Here is a 14,680-nt window from a genome sequence, read left to right on the forward strand (position 1 = left end):
CCCTAAATACTGCTTAACATTATTTCCCCTACGTTGGAGTACTCAGTGAATCCCATCCTTAGTGAACTTGAACAACTCAATTCAGCAGCGTTTTCCGCTATTACGCAAATAGAACAGGCTAAACCGGAAGATGAACAAGTTGATGAGTTGGTATCACAATTGCAGGTACTTATTCAGCGGCGTGAAATTGTCATTCAAGCGTTAGTTAACGATGATAGCGTTACTGATAGAGCAGTACTTGAAAGTCAGTTTGATTACACTCAATCTTTATTTATAAAGGCTACGAGAGTGTTAGAGCATCGCAAGCTATTACTTCAGGCTGGCAATGCGGCTAAGCGCCAAATAAACGTATATAAATCTATAGATGCAAATAGGTAGGTAATTATGAGAGGTTCACTGCAGACATATCGCAAGGTATCAATCGAAAGTGGCATGGCAGTGGCGTCGCCACACCGAATTATACAAATGTTATTAGCAGGTGCACTTGAAAGACTTGCTCAAGCAAAATATGCCATTGATCAAGGTGATATCGCCAGCCGTGGTGAGTTATTGGGTAAGGCTATTGGCATTGTGTCTGGGCTTAATGGCAGTTTAAATATGGAAGCCGATGGTGATGTCGCCGGAAATTTAACTCAGTTATATGACTTTATGTTGCGCAGATTATCAGATGCCAACATCAATAATGATGCTGAAGCCATTGATGAAGTAGCGGGGTTGTTACGAACCATTAAAGAAGGTTGGGATGCTATCCCAGAAGAAATGCACCAAGTAACCTCTGAAGCTAGTTAAGTGTTGATTAACAAAAGGCGCTTTTAGCGCCTTTTGTCGGTTTTCAATGCCGTAAAGCCGGTAACAGTTTGTTTGCATCTGTTTACTAAATCATCTGTTAATTTATTAAATCAATGAGATGCTGTAATTTTGTGGTTTGTCACTTGATTCTCACTGGCTGATAATACAATATTCATTTTATAAAAACGTTTAAACTATATTGCGCAGATGTCCGTGTTTACACTATGTGTAACCAAAGCGTATAGGTAGGATGTTGTATTAATGTATTTGTGGTAAGTTTGTCACCAAATATTTATCCATATTGCATATAATAATCACAATCAAGTCGCACTTCCGTTTTATCTCGTATAGCGTGATAATGGCTGTGAAATAATAATAACTCGAGCTTTGGCCTTCTTAATGATGCAAATAGAACAACGAATATTAATTGTTGCTGACCCTTCTGAGCGTGTCTCTCGTCTTTGTTGTATTTTTGATTTTTTAGATGAAAAGTATCATCTAATTACTAAAGACGATCTTGCCTCATTAACCGCAGACTGTCGTTATCGGGCGTTAGTGCTTGATACCCAGTCAGTCACGGCTGAGTTTATTAAAAGCGTGAAGTCATCAATGCCTTGGCAGCCAGTGCTATTATCAGGTGAAAGTAACCTTAATGGTGGCAACGTATTAGGCACCATTGCTGAGCCAATAAGCTACCCGCAATTGACCGAATTACTGCATTTTTGTCAAGTCTATGGCCAAGCTAAACAGCCGCAAACACCCACCAGCGCTAACCAAACTAAACTGTTCAGAAGTTTAGTGGGCCGCAGTGAAGGTATTGCCAATGTCAGACACCTTATTAGCCAAGTGGCCAGCTCTGACGCAACCGTGCTGGTACTGGGTCAGTCTGGCACAGGTAAAGAAGTGGTAGCCCGTAATATTCATTACATGTCTGATCGCCGCGATGGACCATTTATCCCGGTCAACTGTGGTGCCATTCCGCCTGAGTTATTAGAAAGTGAACTATTTGGCCATGAAAAGGGCTCATTTACTGGGGCGATTTCAACCCGTAAAGGCCGCTTTGAATTAGCTGAAAATGGCACGCTGTTTCTTGATGAAATCGGCGACATGCCACTGCAAATGCAAGTAAAGTTACTGCGGGTATTGCAAGAAAAAGTATTCGAACGTGTCGGTGGTTCTAAAACCATCAATACCGATGTACGCATTGTTGCGGCCACTCACCGTGACTTAGAAACCATGATCAGCGAAAATGAATTTCGAGAAGATTTATATTATCGTTTGAATGTGTTTCCAATAGAAATGCCTTCATTAAGTGAGCGCAGTGATGATGTGCCATTATTATTGCAAGAGCTTGTGAGCCGTGTTTTTAACGAAGGCCGCGGTAAAATCCGCTTTACCCAGCGCGCAATCGAATCATTAAAGGCCCATAATTGGTCTGGTAATGTCCGCGAACTGTCGAATTTAGTCGAGCGTTTAACGATTTTATTCCCTGGTGGCTTGGTTGATGTGAATGACTTACCAAGAAAATATCGTTATATCGATGTGCCAGAGTATTGTGTTGAAGTCAGTGAAGAGCAGCAAGAGCGTGATGCATTAGCATCTATCTTCAGTGATGAGGAACCCATAGAGCTACCTGATACCCGCTTTCCAAGTGAATTACCGCCTGAAGGGGTAAACCTTAAGGATTTATTGGCAGAGCTTGAAATTGACATGATCCGCCAAGCGTTAGAGCAACAAGATAACGTGGTTGCCAGAGCCGCTGAAATGTTAGGCATACGCCGAACCACCTTGGTTGAAAAAATGCGTAAGTATGGCATGGGTAAGGATTAAATTACTCACGAGTATAAGTTCTTTAATTAATTGAAAAAGAAAAGAAAGCATGCCTTATGGCATGCTTTTTTGTTTTCAGAAATATAAATGTTCTGAAACTGGCATACCTCATGCATTAGCTTGTGAAAAGTTATTATTTTGACGGAGTGACCATGTATTCAGCGCAATCACTAGTAGAACAGCCGCAGTATTGTGATAGCTACAAACTAGCCGAGCCTGCAGCAATTGTCAGCGAGGCGCCAGCAGCGCCAATTACACTGCGTCAATCAGTGAACCTCGATCTGCAAGCTGAAACATCACGTCCGCAAAAGGCAGCTAATATGTCTAATCAAATGGCGCATATTCTTCAAGCTATGCCTTCAGGTGTAGTGATTATCAATGGTGACGGTATTGTGACCTTGGCCAACCCAGTCGCAACTGACTTATTAGGCCGGCCGCTGCAAGGGGCCAAGTGGTTTGACATTATTAACCGCGCTTTTTCACCCCAAGATGATGACGGTTATGAAGTGTCACTAAAAGATGGCCGCCGAGTAAAGCTGGCGATTACTCCGCTGTCGCCAGAGCCTGGGCAGTTAATTGTGTTAACTGACTTAACTGAAACCCGCTTATTACAGAAAAACCTCTCTCATTTACAGCGCTTATCAGCACTGGGCAAAATGGTGGCAACCTTGGCGCATCAGGTCAGAACGCCATTATCGGCCGCGATGTTATATGCATCAAACCTTGCTAGCCCTAAATTAAATGATACGGCTAAAAAGCGTTTTCAAGGCAAGTTAGTCGATAGGCTTAATGAGCTAGAGCGTCAAGTTAATGACATGCTACTGATGGCAAGAAACAAACAAGATGGCGCCGCAGAGTCGACATCTACTGCAGATATTATTGAGCCTGTGCTGGCAAATTGTGAGCCCATTGTTGAAAACAAACAGTGTAAATTACACTTTATTGATCAAACCGATAAACACATTATGGCTAACACGAATGCCTTAAGCTCGGCGATTAACAATCTGGTGATGAACAGCCTAGAGGCCAATGCCACAGAAATTCAGATTGTGACTGGCGAAGATGAACACGGCATTAATATCGATGTGATTGATAACGGTAAGGGTTTATCAAAAGAGATGCAGCAACAAGTATTGGAGCCTTTTTTTACCACTAAAAGCCAAGGGACAGGCCTAGGCTTAGCGGTAGTGCAAACCGTGGTGAGAAATCATGGCGGCAGATTACAGGTGACATCGCAGCCGCACAAAGGCAGCTTAATTCGACTATCATTTCCTATGGCTAAAGACACGGAACAAGCCAAAAAAATAGTGGAGGGATCCCATGAGTGAAGCCAAGTTACTGTTAGTTGAAGATGATGCTGCGCTGCGTGAAGCCTTACTTGATACCTTGATGTTAGCCCAATATGACTGCGTTGATGTGGGCTCTGCAGAAGAGGCCATTATTACCATGAAAACCACGACGTTTGATATGGTTATCAGTGATGTGCAAATGGAAGGTATTGGCGGGCTAGGGCTATTAAACTATTTACAGCAAAACCATAGTAAAGTCCCCATTTTATTAATGACCGCTTTTGCCACCATTGACAGTGCGGTTAGCGCCATAAAACTTGGTGCGGCGGATTATCTGGCTAAACCTTTTGCGCCTGAAGTGTTGTTAAATCAGGTATCTCGCTACTTACCCCTTAAACAAAATTTAGGTCAACCCGTGGTCGCCGATGACAAAAGCTTGGCGCTACTGAATATTGCCCAGCGGGTGGCAAGCTCTGATGCTTCAGTGATGATCATGGGGCCAAGTGGATCGGGCAAAGAAGTGCTAGCACGTTATATTCATCAAAACAGCCCTCGAGCAGAAAAACCTTTTATCGCCATTAATTGCGCAGCAATACCTGAAAATATGCTTGAAGCCACCTTATTTGGCTATGAAAAAGGCGCTTTTACAGGCGCTTATCAGGCATGCCCTGGAAAATTTGAACAGGCTCAAGGCGGCACCATATTGCTTGATGAAATTTCTGAAATGGAGCTAGGGCTGCAAGCCAAATTGTTGCGAGTACTGCAAGAGCGTGAAGTTGAGCGTTTAGGTGGCCGTAAAACCATAGCTCTTGATGTGAGGGTACTTGCCACTTCAAACCGTGATTTAAAGTCCATGGCAACATCGGGCGCATTTAGAGAAGATTTATATTACCGCATTAATGTATTTCCACTAACCTGGCCGGCATTAAACCAACGACCGGCTGATATTTTACCCTTAGCAAGGCACTTGCTGGTTAAGCATGCTAAGGCATTTAATGTCTCACCAGTGCCAGAGTTAGATGAGATAGCTTGTCGTCGTTTATTGGCTTATCGCTGGCCAGGTAATGTCCGTGAGCTGGATAATGTTATTCAGCGCACCTTGATACTGAATAATGGCGAGGAGATAACTGGCGCGGATATTATTCTTGAAGCTGAAGATGTTACTTTGAGCCCCAATGAGCAACCCGTGGCCGCTGCTGAAACGGACGGGCTTGGGGGCGAACTGCAGGCTCAAGAGCATGTGATTATTTTGGAAACCTTAAATCTATGTAATGGTAGCCGTAAAGACGTAGCTGAGAAGCTGGGAATTAGCGCCAGAACATTGCGCTATAAAATGGCTAAAATGCGTGACTTAGGTATTCAAGTCCCTGCTTAAATATCGACGTTTAGTTCATTGTTATACTTAACTCTAAATTCTAAAATATTAGCTTAACCGCTTTGATGATACTAAAGCGGTTCTATTTTGTGTATTTTTCACCCTTTCAAGTTGTTTTTAAGCTCTTTTCATGGGCTTAAGTGTATTTAAGCTATTGTTGGCATCCTACTTGCTAAATCTATTGTAACTGTTTTTAAGTCGTCAAATATCCGACGAATGGAGTTTACAATGCAGATTAGTTCAAATCCTTTTTTACAAGAAATGCAATCCTTAAAGGGTGAGATTTCGCCTAATCTTGGCTTACCTATTCAAGCGGATATGATTCAAAAAGTCGGTAATACTTCTGGTGCTGACTTTGGCCAATTGTTATCTCAAGCGGTTGGTGGCGTGGCTGATTTACAATCAAACTCAGCTAATTTAGCCACCCGATTAGAGATGGGCGATAGCACTGTGACCTTATCTGATACCGTGATTGCCCGTGAAAAAGCCGGGGTTGCATTTGAAGCAACGGTGCAAGTGAGAAACAAACTTGTAGAAGCGTATAAAGAAATTATGAGTATGCCTGTTTAGGCTTTTGTTAATAGTATTGTTGTTGATATTCTGGTATTGAAGTAGGTAAATATTGTGAGCACAGATCTAGTATTAGATTCAGATAAAGTCGATAGCACAGGGATTCAGCAGGAAAATAAACCTGGCTTGAAAAGCTCGTTTGGTAGTGCTGACTTTATGCGTCAAATCACTATGATATTGGCTTTAGCTGTATGTCTTGTGCTGGCAGTATTTATGATTATTTGGGCGCAAGAGCCTGAATATAGGCCGTTAGGGCAAATGGAAACTGCTGAAATGATCCAAGTATTGGACGTTTTAGATAAGAATAAAATTGTCTATAAAATCTCCGGCGATGTAGTCAGTATTCCTGAAAACAAATATCAAAATGTCAAACTGCTGCTGGGCCGTGCAGGCGTTGAAGCCAGTAGTCAACCAACCGATTATTTAAGCCAAGACAGCGGTTTTGGTGTTAGTCAGCGCATGGAGCAAGCCCGCCTAAAACAAAGCCAAGAAGTTAATTTAGCCAGAGTGATAGAAGAGCTAAAAAGTATTAGCCGCGCCAAAGTGATATTAGCTATTCCCAAAGAAAATGTGTTTGCCCGTAATAAATCTAAACCTAGCGCTACCGTAGTTGTGAGCGTTCGTCGTGGTAGCCTTGGCCAAGAAGAAATTGACTCTATCGTTGATATTGTCGCCTCAGCAGTACAAGGCTTAGAGCCAAGCCGGGTGACAGTGACCGATTCAAATGGCCGCCTGCTAAATTCAGGTAGCCAAGATGGCGCCTCCTCAAGAGCCCGCCGCGAGCTTGAATTAGTGCAGCATCAAGAAGCAGAATATCGTAACAAAATCGATTCGATATTAATGCCTATTCTAGGCCCTGAAAACTTCACTTCTCAAGTGGATGTCAACATGGACTTCACCGCGATTGAGCAAACCGCGAAACGCTTTTCGCCTGATTTACCCGCTGTACGCAGTGAAATGACCATAGAGCGTAATTCAAGCGGTCAATCAATGGGTGGCATTCCAGGGGCATTAACCAATCAGCCTCCTATGGATTCAGATATTCCACAAGAAGCAGGCGCAGAGCAAACTACAGCCGTTAATGGCAATAGCCATCGAGAAGCAACCCGTAATTTTGAACTTGATACCACCATCAGCCATACCCGCCAGCAAGTGGGTGTGGTGCGCAGAGTCAGTGTGTCGGTGGCCATTGATTATAAACCGGGACCAGCTGATGAAAGTGGCATAGTGACCCGCATTCCGCGCACCGAACAAGAGCTAACCAATATTCGTCGCTTACTTGAAGGGGCGATGGGCTTTACCAGTCAACGTGGTGATAGCTTAGAAGTGGTCACAGTACCGTTTATGAACCAGCTTATTGAAGAGCTGCCCGCCGCTGAAATGTGGGAGCAGCCTTGGTTTTGGCGCGCGGTGAGATTGGTGTTAGGGGCGTTTTTAGTCTTAGTGCTGATTTTGTTTGTGATTCGCCCTATGTTAAATCGTTTGTTTAATAACGACGAAGTCGAGATGCCCGAAGAGCCGCGCTTAGGTCATGAATTGGCTGAGATTGAAGATCAGTATGCCGCCGATACCTTGGGTATGCTCAATAGCCAACAAGCAGATTATAGCTATGCCGATGATGGCTCGATTCAAATACCAAACCTGCATAAAGATGATGATATGATTAAGTCGATAAGGGCATTAGTGGCTAATGAACCTGAACTTTCTACCCAAGTAATTAAGAGTTGGTTACAAGAAGATGGCAAATAATACCCTGGTAGCACCCGTAGGCGAACAGGCTACTCTTGAAGAGCTGAGTGGCATTGATAAAACTGCTATTTTGTTACTGAGCTTAAGTGAAGCAGATGCCGCCTCAATCTTAAAGCACTTAGAGCCAAAACAAGTGCAAAAAGTCGGTATGGCCATGGCCGCCATGCAAGACTTTGGTCAAGAGAAAGTCATTGGGGTGCATAAGCTGTTTTTGGAAGAGATTCAGAAGTTTTCTTCCATTGGTTTTAACAGTGAAGAGTTTGTCCGCAAAGCATTAACTGCGGCCCTAGGTGAAGACAAAGCCGGTAATTTGATTGAACAAATTATTATGGGCAGTGGCGCTAAAGGCTTAGATTCGCTTAAGTGGATGGATGCACGCCAAGTGGCGACCATTATTCAAAACGAGCATCCACAAATCCAAACTATTGTTTTATCTTATTTAGAGCCTGATCAAGCGGCTGAAATCTTCAGTCAGTTCCCTGAAAATACCCGTTTAGATTTAATGATGCGCATTGCTAACTTAGAAGAAGTTCAACCAGCAGCTTTGCAAGAATTAAACGACATCATGGAAAAACAATTTGCCGGACAAGGCGGCGCACAAGCTGCGAAAATGGGCGGCTTGAAAGCGGCGGCCAATATCATGAACTTCCTTGATACGGGTGTTGAAGGCCAGATCATGGAAACCATGCGTGAATCTGATGAAGAAATGGCGCAGCAAATTCAAGATCTGATGTTTGTGTTTGAAAACTTAATTGATGTAGATGATCGCGGTATTCAAGCTTTGCTGCGTGAAGTTCAACAAGATGTGCTAATGAAAGCATTAAAAGGTGCTGATGATCAGTTATCTGACAAAATTATTGGTAATATGTCTAAGCGAGCAGGTGAGCTATTACGTGATGATCTTGAAGCCATGGGGCCGATAAGGATCAGTGAAGTGGAAATGGCTCAAAAAGAGATCCTTGCGATTGCGCGTCGATTAAGTGACAGCGGCGAAATTATACTCGGTGGCGGCGGTGGTGATGAGTTCCTATAGTCCGATTTAAGCCGATTTTATAACGAGGTACAACCAGAGCAATCATGACTAAAGCTAATAACAATAATAACCTAACAGAAGTTGATGAAGATTTTAGCCATTGGCAATTACCGGATGTTTCCCAACAAAAAACTGACACTGGCTCAAATTTATTTGGCCAACTAGGACGTCAAAATTCCCAGCCTGTTGCTGAAGACAAGCCCCTTTTACCGCCTACCATGGCTGAAATAGAGCAAATTCGAGTTGAAGCTGAACAAGAAGGTTTTGAGCAAGGCCAGCTTGATGGGCTAGCGAAAGGCACGGAGCAAGGTCGGCTTGAAGGTTTAGAGCAAGGTCACGCTGAAGGCTTTAGCCAAGGAGAACAACAAGGTTATGAAGTGGGTTTAGCCAAAGCTAATGAGATGCTTGAGCGTTTATCTGGCTTAGTTGAGCAATTTGAGCAACCCTTATTAGTGCTTGATGCTGAAATTGAAGCTGAGCTATTACAGCTATCCATTAATCTGACCAAATCCATCGTCGGTAATGAATTACAAACTCATCCTGAACATATTTTATCTGTACTGCGTCAAGGGGTAGATTCGTTACCGATTAAAAAACAACAAGTCACTCTGAGGTTTAGCCCAGATGATGCTGCACTTGTTAATCAATTATACAGTGAAGCGCAATTAGCTAAGAATCGTTGGGAAATTGAAGCTGATCCATCTCTTAAAAACGGTGACTGCATCATTCACAGCGAGCGCTCCAGTGTCGACTTACGAGTTGAAGCGCGTATGAGTCAAGCTCTTAGTGGCTTGCAGCAACAGGTCGCAGCGATTCAGGCCAATGTGCAAACGATTAAGTCAGATTCAAGTCACTACACCACTAGCATTGCCGAGGATGCTAGCGAATGTAGCCTTAAGGTGGTGGGAGCAAAGCGGGATCAACTCACTGATGACAATGTTTCTTCTGTCGTACATGAAGAGGGTTTACACCTTGTTGATGAGGTAGATGATGCTAAATCGCCAACATCAGTTACTAAATAAATTTAAACTCCATAGTAATAAAGTCACCCCCATTCGGCCTGTGGCCAGTGGTCAGCTGGTTAGGGTTGTTGGCTTAACCCTCGAAGCTACCGGCTGTAGAGCCCCTGTTGGCAGTTTATGCTCTATCGAAACCATGGCCGGTGAGCTAGTGGCTGAAGTCGTTGGATTTGATGATGAATTACTTTATCTCATGCCCGTTGATGAATTAAGAGGGGTGTTACCGGGAGCAAGAGTGCAGCCTTTAGGTGAGCAGTCAGGGTTAAATGTCGGCTTAAGTTTACTTGGTAGAGTTTTAGACGGTAGTGGTTTACCCCTTGATGGCCTTGGACCATTAAATACTGAGCAACATGCCTCGCGTCATGCGCCGCCCATTAACCCTTTATCGCGCCGCGCGATTACCGAACCATTAGATGTGGGGGTTAGAGCCATTAATGCCATGTTGACCGTAGGTAAAGGCCAGCGGATGGGCCTGTTTGCCGGCTCTGGTGTGGGTAAAAGTGTGCTGTTAGGCATGATGACTCGCGGCACCACTGCTGACATTATTGTGGTGGGGCTGGTGGGTGAACGTGGCCGTGAAGTAAAAGAGTTTATTGAAGAGATTTTAGGCCCAGAAGGCCGAGCCAGATCTGTGGTGGTCGCAGCACCTGCTGATACTTCACCATTGATGCGATTACGCGCCTGTGAAACCTCAACACGTATTGCGGAGTATTTTAGAGACCTTGGCTATAACGTATTGTTATTGATGGACAGTTTAACCCGTTACGCCCAAGCCCAGCGTGAAGTAGCCTTGGCAGTGGGTGAGCCTCCGGCGACCAAAGGTTATCCGCCATCGGTGTTTGCTAAATTACCCCGCTTGGTCGAACGGGCAGGTAACGGCGGCCCAGGTCAAGGTTCGATTACCGCATTTTATACCGTGCTTACCGAAGGTGATGATCAACAAGATCCCATTGCCGATGCGTCACGGGCGATTTTAGATGGTCATATTGTGTTATCAAGAACGCTGGCAGATTCTGGCCATTACCCCGCGATTGATATTGAGCAGTCCATTAGCCGCGTCGCACCTATGGTGATTAGCACTGAGCATTTAGAGTCCATGCGTCTGGTTAAACAGATGTATTCACTTTATCAGCAAAACAGAGACTTAATTTCAATTGGGGCTTATTCCCAAGGCAGCGATCCACGCATTGATAACGCTATTCGGTTACAACCAGCGATGAATGCATTTTTACGCCAAGGATTTAAAGATGTTATTTCCTTTGATAACAGTCAAACCATGGTTGGGCAGATTGCTGCTCAGTGTAAATAATGCGCCGGGCTGATCCATTAATTACAGTGCTTAAACTCAATAAAGAAGCAGAAGAACAGGCGGCTTTACAGCTTAAATCTGCACAATTAGAACTACAAAAATGTGAGGGGCAATTAGAGGCGTTAAATAATTATCGTCTCGAGTACATGAAGCAAATGAATGAAAATCAAGGCAAAACGCTAAGTGCCAGTGAATATCATTCTTTTCATGAATTTATTAAGCAAATTGACCAAGCACTAGTGCAGCAAGTTAATACCGTTAAAGAAGCACAAAATCAGACCCAACATCGACAAGTTAATTGGCAGCAAAAGCAACAAAAGCGTAAAGCGGTTGAATTGTTGTTAGCTAAAAATGATCAAAAAGCTCAGCAAATAGCCAATAAACAAGAGCAAAAAGCCTCAGATGAATTTGCGATGCAGCAGTTTATTCGTAAAACCCCGCGTTAAATTCCCTTATCCGTTTTTAGCCTAATTAATTTTTATTCTGGCACTCTTATTGCTTGGTTCGTTATTAATAATAAAAGCGTCAGCAATGTGACTTTCATAATTTTATAGCACCAATAGGTTTTCGGTGTTATTAACTCGGAGTTTGTTATGCAGCAAGTGAGTAATATTTTACTTGGAAATAGCAATAAAATGGCGAATTCCCCAACGGGAGAGACGCCGCAAGGTACTGATAGCTCATCTTTTTTGTCGGCGCTTAATCAAGTTTCTCAAACTGATGAGATGCAGGGTAACACTGAGCAAGCTTCTGAAAATAACACAGATATCAATCTGGTGGATGACAATGCCTCACAAGAGCATATTGCTGCAGAAACCGATATTGCTTTAATCTTTGCTCAAATTGACTTAGCAGAAAATTTTGAAACCAATAGCCAACCAACAGGTGGCAACATATTGCCGCTGGCTATTGAGGCCGATTCAACTACAGAATTTTTAAGTGACTATTCAGCTGAGCAACTACAAAATTTATCTGAATTTAGTGCAATGTCTGCAGCTGAGTTGTCAGCATTATCAGTCAAGGAGTTAAATCAGCTGATCACTGACTTTAACCAGCAAACTCCCATCCAAGGTGGAGCCTTACTCCCTTTGATTGAGTTAGCAACAACCAGCGCCATAGATAATGCTGAAAAACCAGCCCTTGCACTTAGCAGTGGCTTTAGTTCAATTCATAAAAACATAATGGATAACAATAGCGCTGCTGTTGATGTAAACAAAAACTTAGTTGATGCAAACAAAACTTTAGGCGATCCTGACAGTATTGAAGGCAAAATAACCTCAAAGGAATCTGGGGTTAACCTGAGTAAAGCTGAGTTCTCGGTATCCATGGATAAGTCTGCTATTCCTTCCTCTGCCAATAGTCCTAGTAGTAATGCCCTAGCAAATAATGCCATTGCCCTTAGCGCTGGTGAGTTTACTCTTGATGCAGAATCTGTGGATCTCAAGGCGATACAAAATCAAAGTAGCTTAACGTCAGTGCATAAAAGTGACGTGCCGCAATTTCAATTATCGTTACGCCAAGGATCTGAGTCGGTAGGGCAAATGCAGGAGATGATCCAAAAGTTCGCCCCTGTGATGAAGCAACAACTCATGACGATGGTAGGACAGGGCATTCAACATGCGGAAATTCGATTAGATCCGGCAGAGCTTGGCCATATGGTGGTCAGAGTTCAAGTTAATGGCGATCAAACCCAAGTGCAATTTCAAGTGGCGCAGACACAAACCCGAGACCTATTGGAGCAAGCTATTCCGCGGCTACGGGAAATGCTAGCAGAAGAAGGGCTGCAATTGGCTGACAGTCATGTTTCTCAAGACGGCGAACAGCAGAAAAACGCTGATTATGATGAGTCGAGTGCTAGTAATGACAGGCTTTTGGATGAAATTTCAGCACAAGAACTTGAGATAGTCACAAAACATGCCATGAGTGGCAGTTCAGCTATAGATTATTACGCTTAAGTCGGTAACCTATGGGTTAATGATCGCAAAATCAAAAACTAAGCTGAAACTTAGTTAACACAATAATAACAACAGCGTGATGGAATCATTTATGCCAGAAGAAGCTTCTTTAGAATTAACTACCCAGAACCCACCAAAAAGTATCAATAAAATGATTATTTTTTTGGTGGTTGGCATGTTGCTGCTGGCAGGCATTGCTGTGACAGTGCTGTTTTTTATTGGCGACAATGCGAAAGCGACTGCAAACTCACCTGCAACTGACATAAGTACTGCAACTGTAGTAACTGATGCTGCTACTGGTAAGGCAAATTATGTGGGTATGCCAAGACCATTTTTATTCAATCTAGCGGGTGCTAATCGTTCACGTTTAGTTGAAATAAAAGTGCAGTTAATGGTGCGAGGCGATGACGGCGTTACTGCAAAAATGCACATTCCTTTAATTGAACATGCGCTTTTAAACACATTTAGCGCAGCAGATGTACAAAAGCTAAGTACCCAAGCGGGTAAAGATGAATTACGCCAATTAGCCCTATTAAATGTTCAAAATACATTGCAACCCATAACCGGCCAAAAAGTCGTTGAAAGAGTACTTTTTACTGGTTTTGTAATGCAATAACGCCATGAAAAATCCAAGGTGATGATGTGAGTGATTTATTAAGCCAAGACGAAATTGATGCGCTACTCCATGGCGTCGACGATGTTGATGAAGATGATATTTATGATACTGATGAAACCAGAGCATATGATTTCTCCTCTCAAGATCGCATTGTTCGTGGGCGAATGCCAACCCTTGAAATTGTAAATGAACGTTTTGCTCGTCACTTACGCATCAGCATGTTTAACATGATGCGCCGTGCTGCTGAAGTGTCTATTAACGGCGTGCAAATGCTTAAGTTTGGTGAGTACGTTCATACCCTATTCGTACCAACCAGCCTGAATATGGTGCGCTTTAGTCCGTTAAAAGGCACGGCGCTTATCACCATGGAAGCAAGGTTAGTCTTCATTTTGGTGGATAACTTTTTTGGTGGTGATGGCCGCTTTCATGCAAAAATTGAAGGGCGTGAGTTTACTCCCACAGAGCGTCGTATCGTCCAGCTGCTATTGAAAATCATTTTTGAAGATTATAAAGATGCCTGGGCACCAGTAATGGATGTTGAGTTTGAGTATTTAGACTCAGAGGTCAACCCTGCCATGGCCAATATTGTTAGCCCAACAGAAGTGGTGGTCATTAACTCTTTTCATATTGAAGTGGATGGCGGCGGCGGTGATTTTCATATCACCATGCCATATTCGATGATCGAGCCTATTCGTGAGCTGCTTGATGCCGGTGTTCAAAGTGATAAACAAGATACTGATATGCGTTGGGGACAAGCATTGCGTGATGAGATCATGGATGTGCAAGTAGGGATTGATGCCAACATCATTGAGCATGAAGTGACATTAAGAGATGTGATGGGCTTTAAAGCTGGGGATATTATTCCTATTGAGCTGCCTGAGCATGTGATGATGCGAGTTGAGGACTTACCGACTTACCGCTGTAAGCTAGGTCAATCCCGCGAAAATCTGGCATTAAAAATTAGCGAAGTTATTCCAAGGCCTGAAACGGCGAAATCAGAATTACAGCTAATTACTCGTAAAGGCAAAGCCCGCGATCTTACTGTGCTATAGACAGGCTTATTTCAAAAAAAGTTTTATTTTAACAATCTTTTTTAAAAAGTTTTTTAAACAAGATGCTGAAATTAATAATAATTTATAGATTTAA

The 14,680-nt window shown here is 43.1% G+C and carries 14 protein-coding genes; all 14 read left to right on the top strand.

What is annotated here, in order from left to right:
• Positions 1-45: 45 nt before the first annotated feature.
• The 14 genes from Q4546_RS08125 (at position 46) to fliM (ending at position 14,586) form a co-directional block, all read left to right on the top strand.
• Positions 46-378 carry a hypothetical protein gene (locus tag Q4546_RS08125; RefSeq protein WP_102519859.1) on the top strand — a complete coding sequence of 111 codons (333 nt, stop codon included), beginning with the start codon at positions 46-48 and terminating at the stop codon, positions 376-378.
• Positions 379-384: 6 nt separating this feature from the next.
• A complete protein-coding gene (fliS, locus tag Q4546_RS08130; RefSeq protein ID WP_102439482.1) occupies positions 385-789 on the top strand; it encodes a flagellar export chaperone FliS in 405 nt (134 codons plus the stop codon).
• A gap of 399 nt (positions 790-1,188) precedes the next feature.
• Entirely contained in the window at positions 1,189-2,619 is a 1,431-nt protein-coding gene (locus Q4546_RS08135; RefSeq protein WP_102439483.1) for a sigma-54 dependent transcriptional regulator, read from the top strand.
• Positions 2,620-2,771: 152 nt separating this feature from the next.
• The gene (locus tag Q4546_RS08140) at positions 2,772-3,947 is read left to right on the top strand and encodes a PAS domain-containing sensor histidine kinase (protein ID WP_102439484.1); all 1,176 of its coding nucleotides are present in this window, start codon (positions 2,772-2,774) and stop codon (positions 3,945-3,947) included.
• Entirely contained in the window at positions 3,940-5,283 is a 1,344-nt protein-coding gene (locus Q4546_RS08145; RefSeq protein WP_303446074.1) for a sigma-54 dependent transcriptional regulator, read from the top strand. Before Q4546_RS08140 ends, Q4546_RS08145 begins: the two co-directional genes overlap by 8 nt.
• A gap of 228 nt (positions 5,284-5,511) precedes the next feature.
• The gene (gene fliE, locus Q4546_RS08150) at positions 5,512-5,853 is read left to right on the top strand and encodes a flagellar hook-basal body complex protein FliE (RefSeq protein WP_102439486.1); all 342 of its coding nucleotides are present in this window, start codon (positions 5,512-5,514) and stop codon (positions 5,851-5,853) included.
• A gap of 54 nt (positions 5,854-5,907) precedes the next feature.
• Complete coding sequence (gene fliF / locus Q4546_RS08155) at positions 5,908-7,602, top strand: flagellar basal-body MS-ring/collar protein FliF (RefSeq protein ID WP_303446075.1); 1,695 nt, start codon at positions 5,908-5,910, stop codon at positions 7,600-7,602.
• The gene (fliG, locus tag Q4546_RS08160) at positions 7,592-8,635 is read left to right on the top strand and encodes a flagellar motor switch protein FliG (protein WP_102519856.1); all 1,044 of its coding nucleotides are present in this window, start codon (positions 7,592-7,594) and stop codon (positions 8,633-8,635) included. Before fliF ends, fliG begins: the two co-directional genes overlap by 11 nt.
• Positions 8,636-8,679: 44 nt before the next feature.
• A complete protein-coding gene (gene fliH, locus Q4546_RS08165; RefSeq protein WP_102475401.1) occupies positions 8,680-9,657 on the top strand; it encodes a flagellar assembly protein FliH in 978 nt (325 codons plus the stop codon).
• Entirely contained in the window at positions 9,626-10,963 is a 1,338-nt protein-coding gene (gene fliI / locus Q4546_RS08170) for a flagellar protein export ATPase FliI (RefSeq protein WP_102439490.1), read from the top strand. Before fliH ends, fliI begins: the two co-directional genes overlap by 32 nt.
• On the top strand, positions 10,963-11,409 hold the full coding sequence (gene fliJ / locus Q4546_RS08175; protein ID WP_102439491.1) for a flagellar export protein FliJ: 447 nt from the start codon (positions 10,963-10,965) through the stop codon (positions 11,407-11,409). Before fliI ends, fliJ begins: the two co-directional genes overlap by 1 nt.
• A gap of 147 nt (positions 11,410-11,556) precedes the next feature.
• The gene (locus Q4546_RS08180; RefSeq protein ID WP_303446076.1) at positions 11,557-12,918 is read left to right on the top strand and encodes a flagellar hook-length control protein FliK; all 1,362 of its coding nucleotides are present in this window, start codon (positions 11,557-11,559) and stop codon (positions 12,916-12,918) included.
• 91 nt (positions 12,919-13,009) lie between these two features.
• Positions 13,010-13,534 carry a flagellar basal body-associated protein FliL gene (gene fliL, locus Q4546_RS08185; RefSeq protein WP_102439493.1) on the top strand — a complete coding sequence of 175 codons (525 nt, stop codon included), beginning with the start codon at positions 13,010-13,012 and terminating at the stop codon, positions 13,532-13,534.
• Positions 13,535-13,560: 26 nt separating this feature from the next.
• Entirely contained in the window at positions 13,561-14,586 is a 1,026-nt protein-coding gene (gene fliM, locus Q4546_RS08190; protein ID WP_102439494.1) for a flagellar motor switch protein FliM, read from the top strand.
• The last annotated feature ends 94 nt before the right edge of the window (positions 14,587-14,680 follow it).

Source organism: Shewanella sp. 4_MG-2023 (assembly GCF_030548015.1).
Lineage (GTDB): Bacteria > Pseudomonadota > Gammaproteobacteria > Enterobacterales > Shewanellaceae > Shewanella.

What these genes read in the sequence shown, in the direction of transcription:
- fliJ (WP_102439491.1), top strand. Translation starts at nt 10,963, where the DNA reads ATGCGCCGGGCTGATCCATTAATTACAGTGCTTAAACTCAATAAAGAA.
- fliG (WP_102519856.1), top strand. Translation starts at nt 7,592, where the DNA reads ATGGCAAATAATACCCTGGTAGCACCCGTAGGCGAACAGGCTACTCTT.
- fliE (WP_102439486.1), top strand. Translation starts at nt 5,512, where the DNA reads ATGCAGATTAGTTCAAATCCTTTTTTACAAGAAATGCAATCCTTAAAG.
- fliH (WP_102475401.1), top strand. Translation starts at nt 8,680, where the DNA reads ATGACTAAAGCTAATAACAATAATAACCTAACAGAAGTTGATGAAGAT.
- Q4546_RS08135 (WP_102439483.1), top strand. Translation starts at nt 1,189, where the DNA reads ATGATGCAAATAGAACAACGAATATTAATTGTTGCTGACCCTTCTGAG.
- fliI (WP_102439490.1), top strand. Translation starts at nt 9,626, where the DNA reads ATGCTAAATCGCCAACATCAGTTACTAAATAAATTTAAACTCCATAGT.
- Q4546_RS08145 (WP_303446074.1), top strand. Translation starts at nt 3,940, where the DNA reads ATGAGTGAAGCCAAGTTACTGTTAGTTGAAGATGATGCTGCGCTGCGT.
- fliS (WP_102439482.1), top strand. Translation starts at nt 385, where the DNA reads ATGAGAGGTTCACTGCAGACATATCGCAAGGTATCAATCGAAAGTGGC.
- Q4546_RS08140 (WP_102439484.1), top strand. Translation starts at nt 2,772, where the DNA reads ATGTATTCAGCGCAATCACTAGTAGAACAGCCGCAGTATTGTGATAGC.
- Q4546_RS08180 (WP_303446076.1), top strand. Translation starts at nt 11,557, where the DNA reads ATGCAGCAAGTGAGTAATATTTTACTTGGAAATAGCAATAAAATGGCG.
- fliL (WP_102439493.1), top strand. Translation starts at nt 13,010, where the DNA reads ATGCCAGAAGAAGCTTCTTTAGAATTAACTACCCAGAACCCACCAAAA.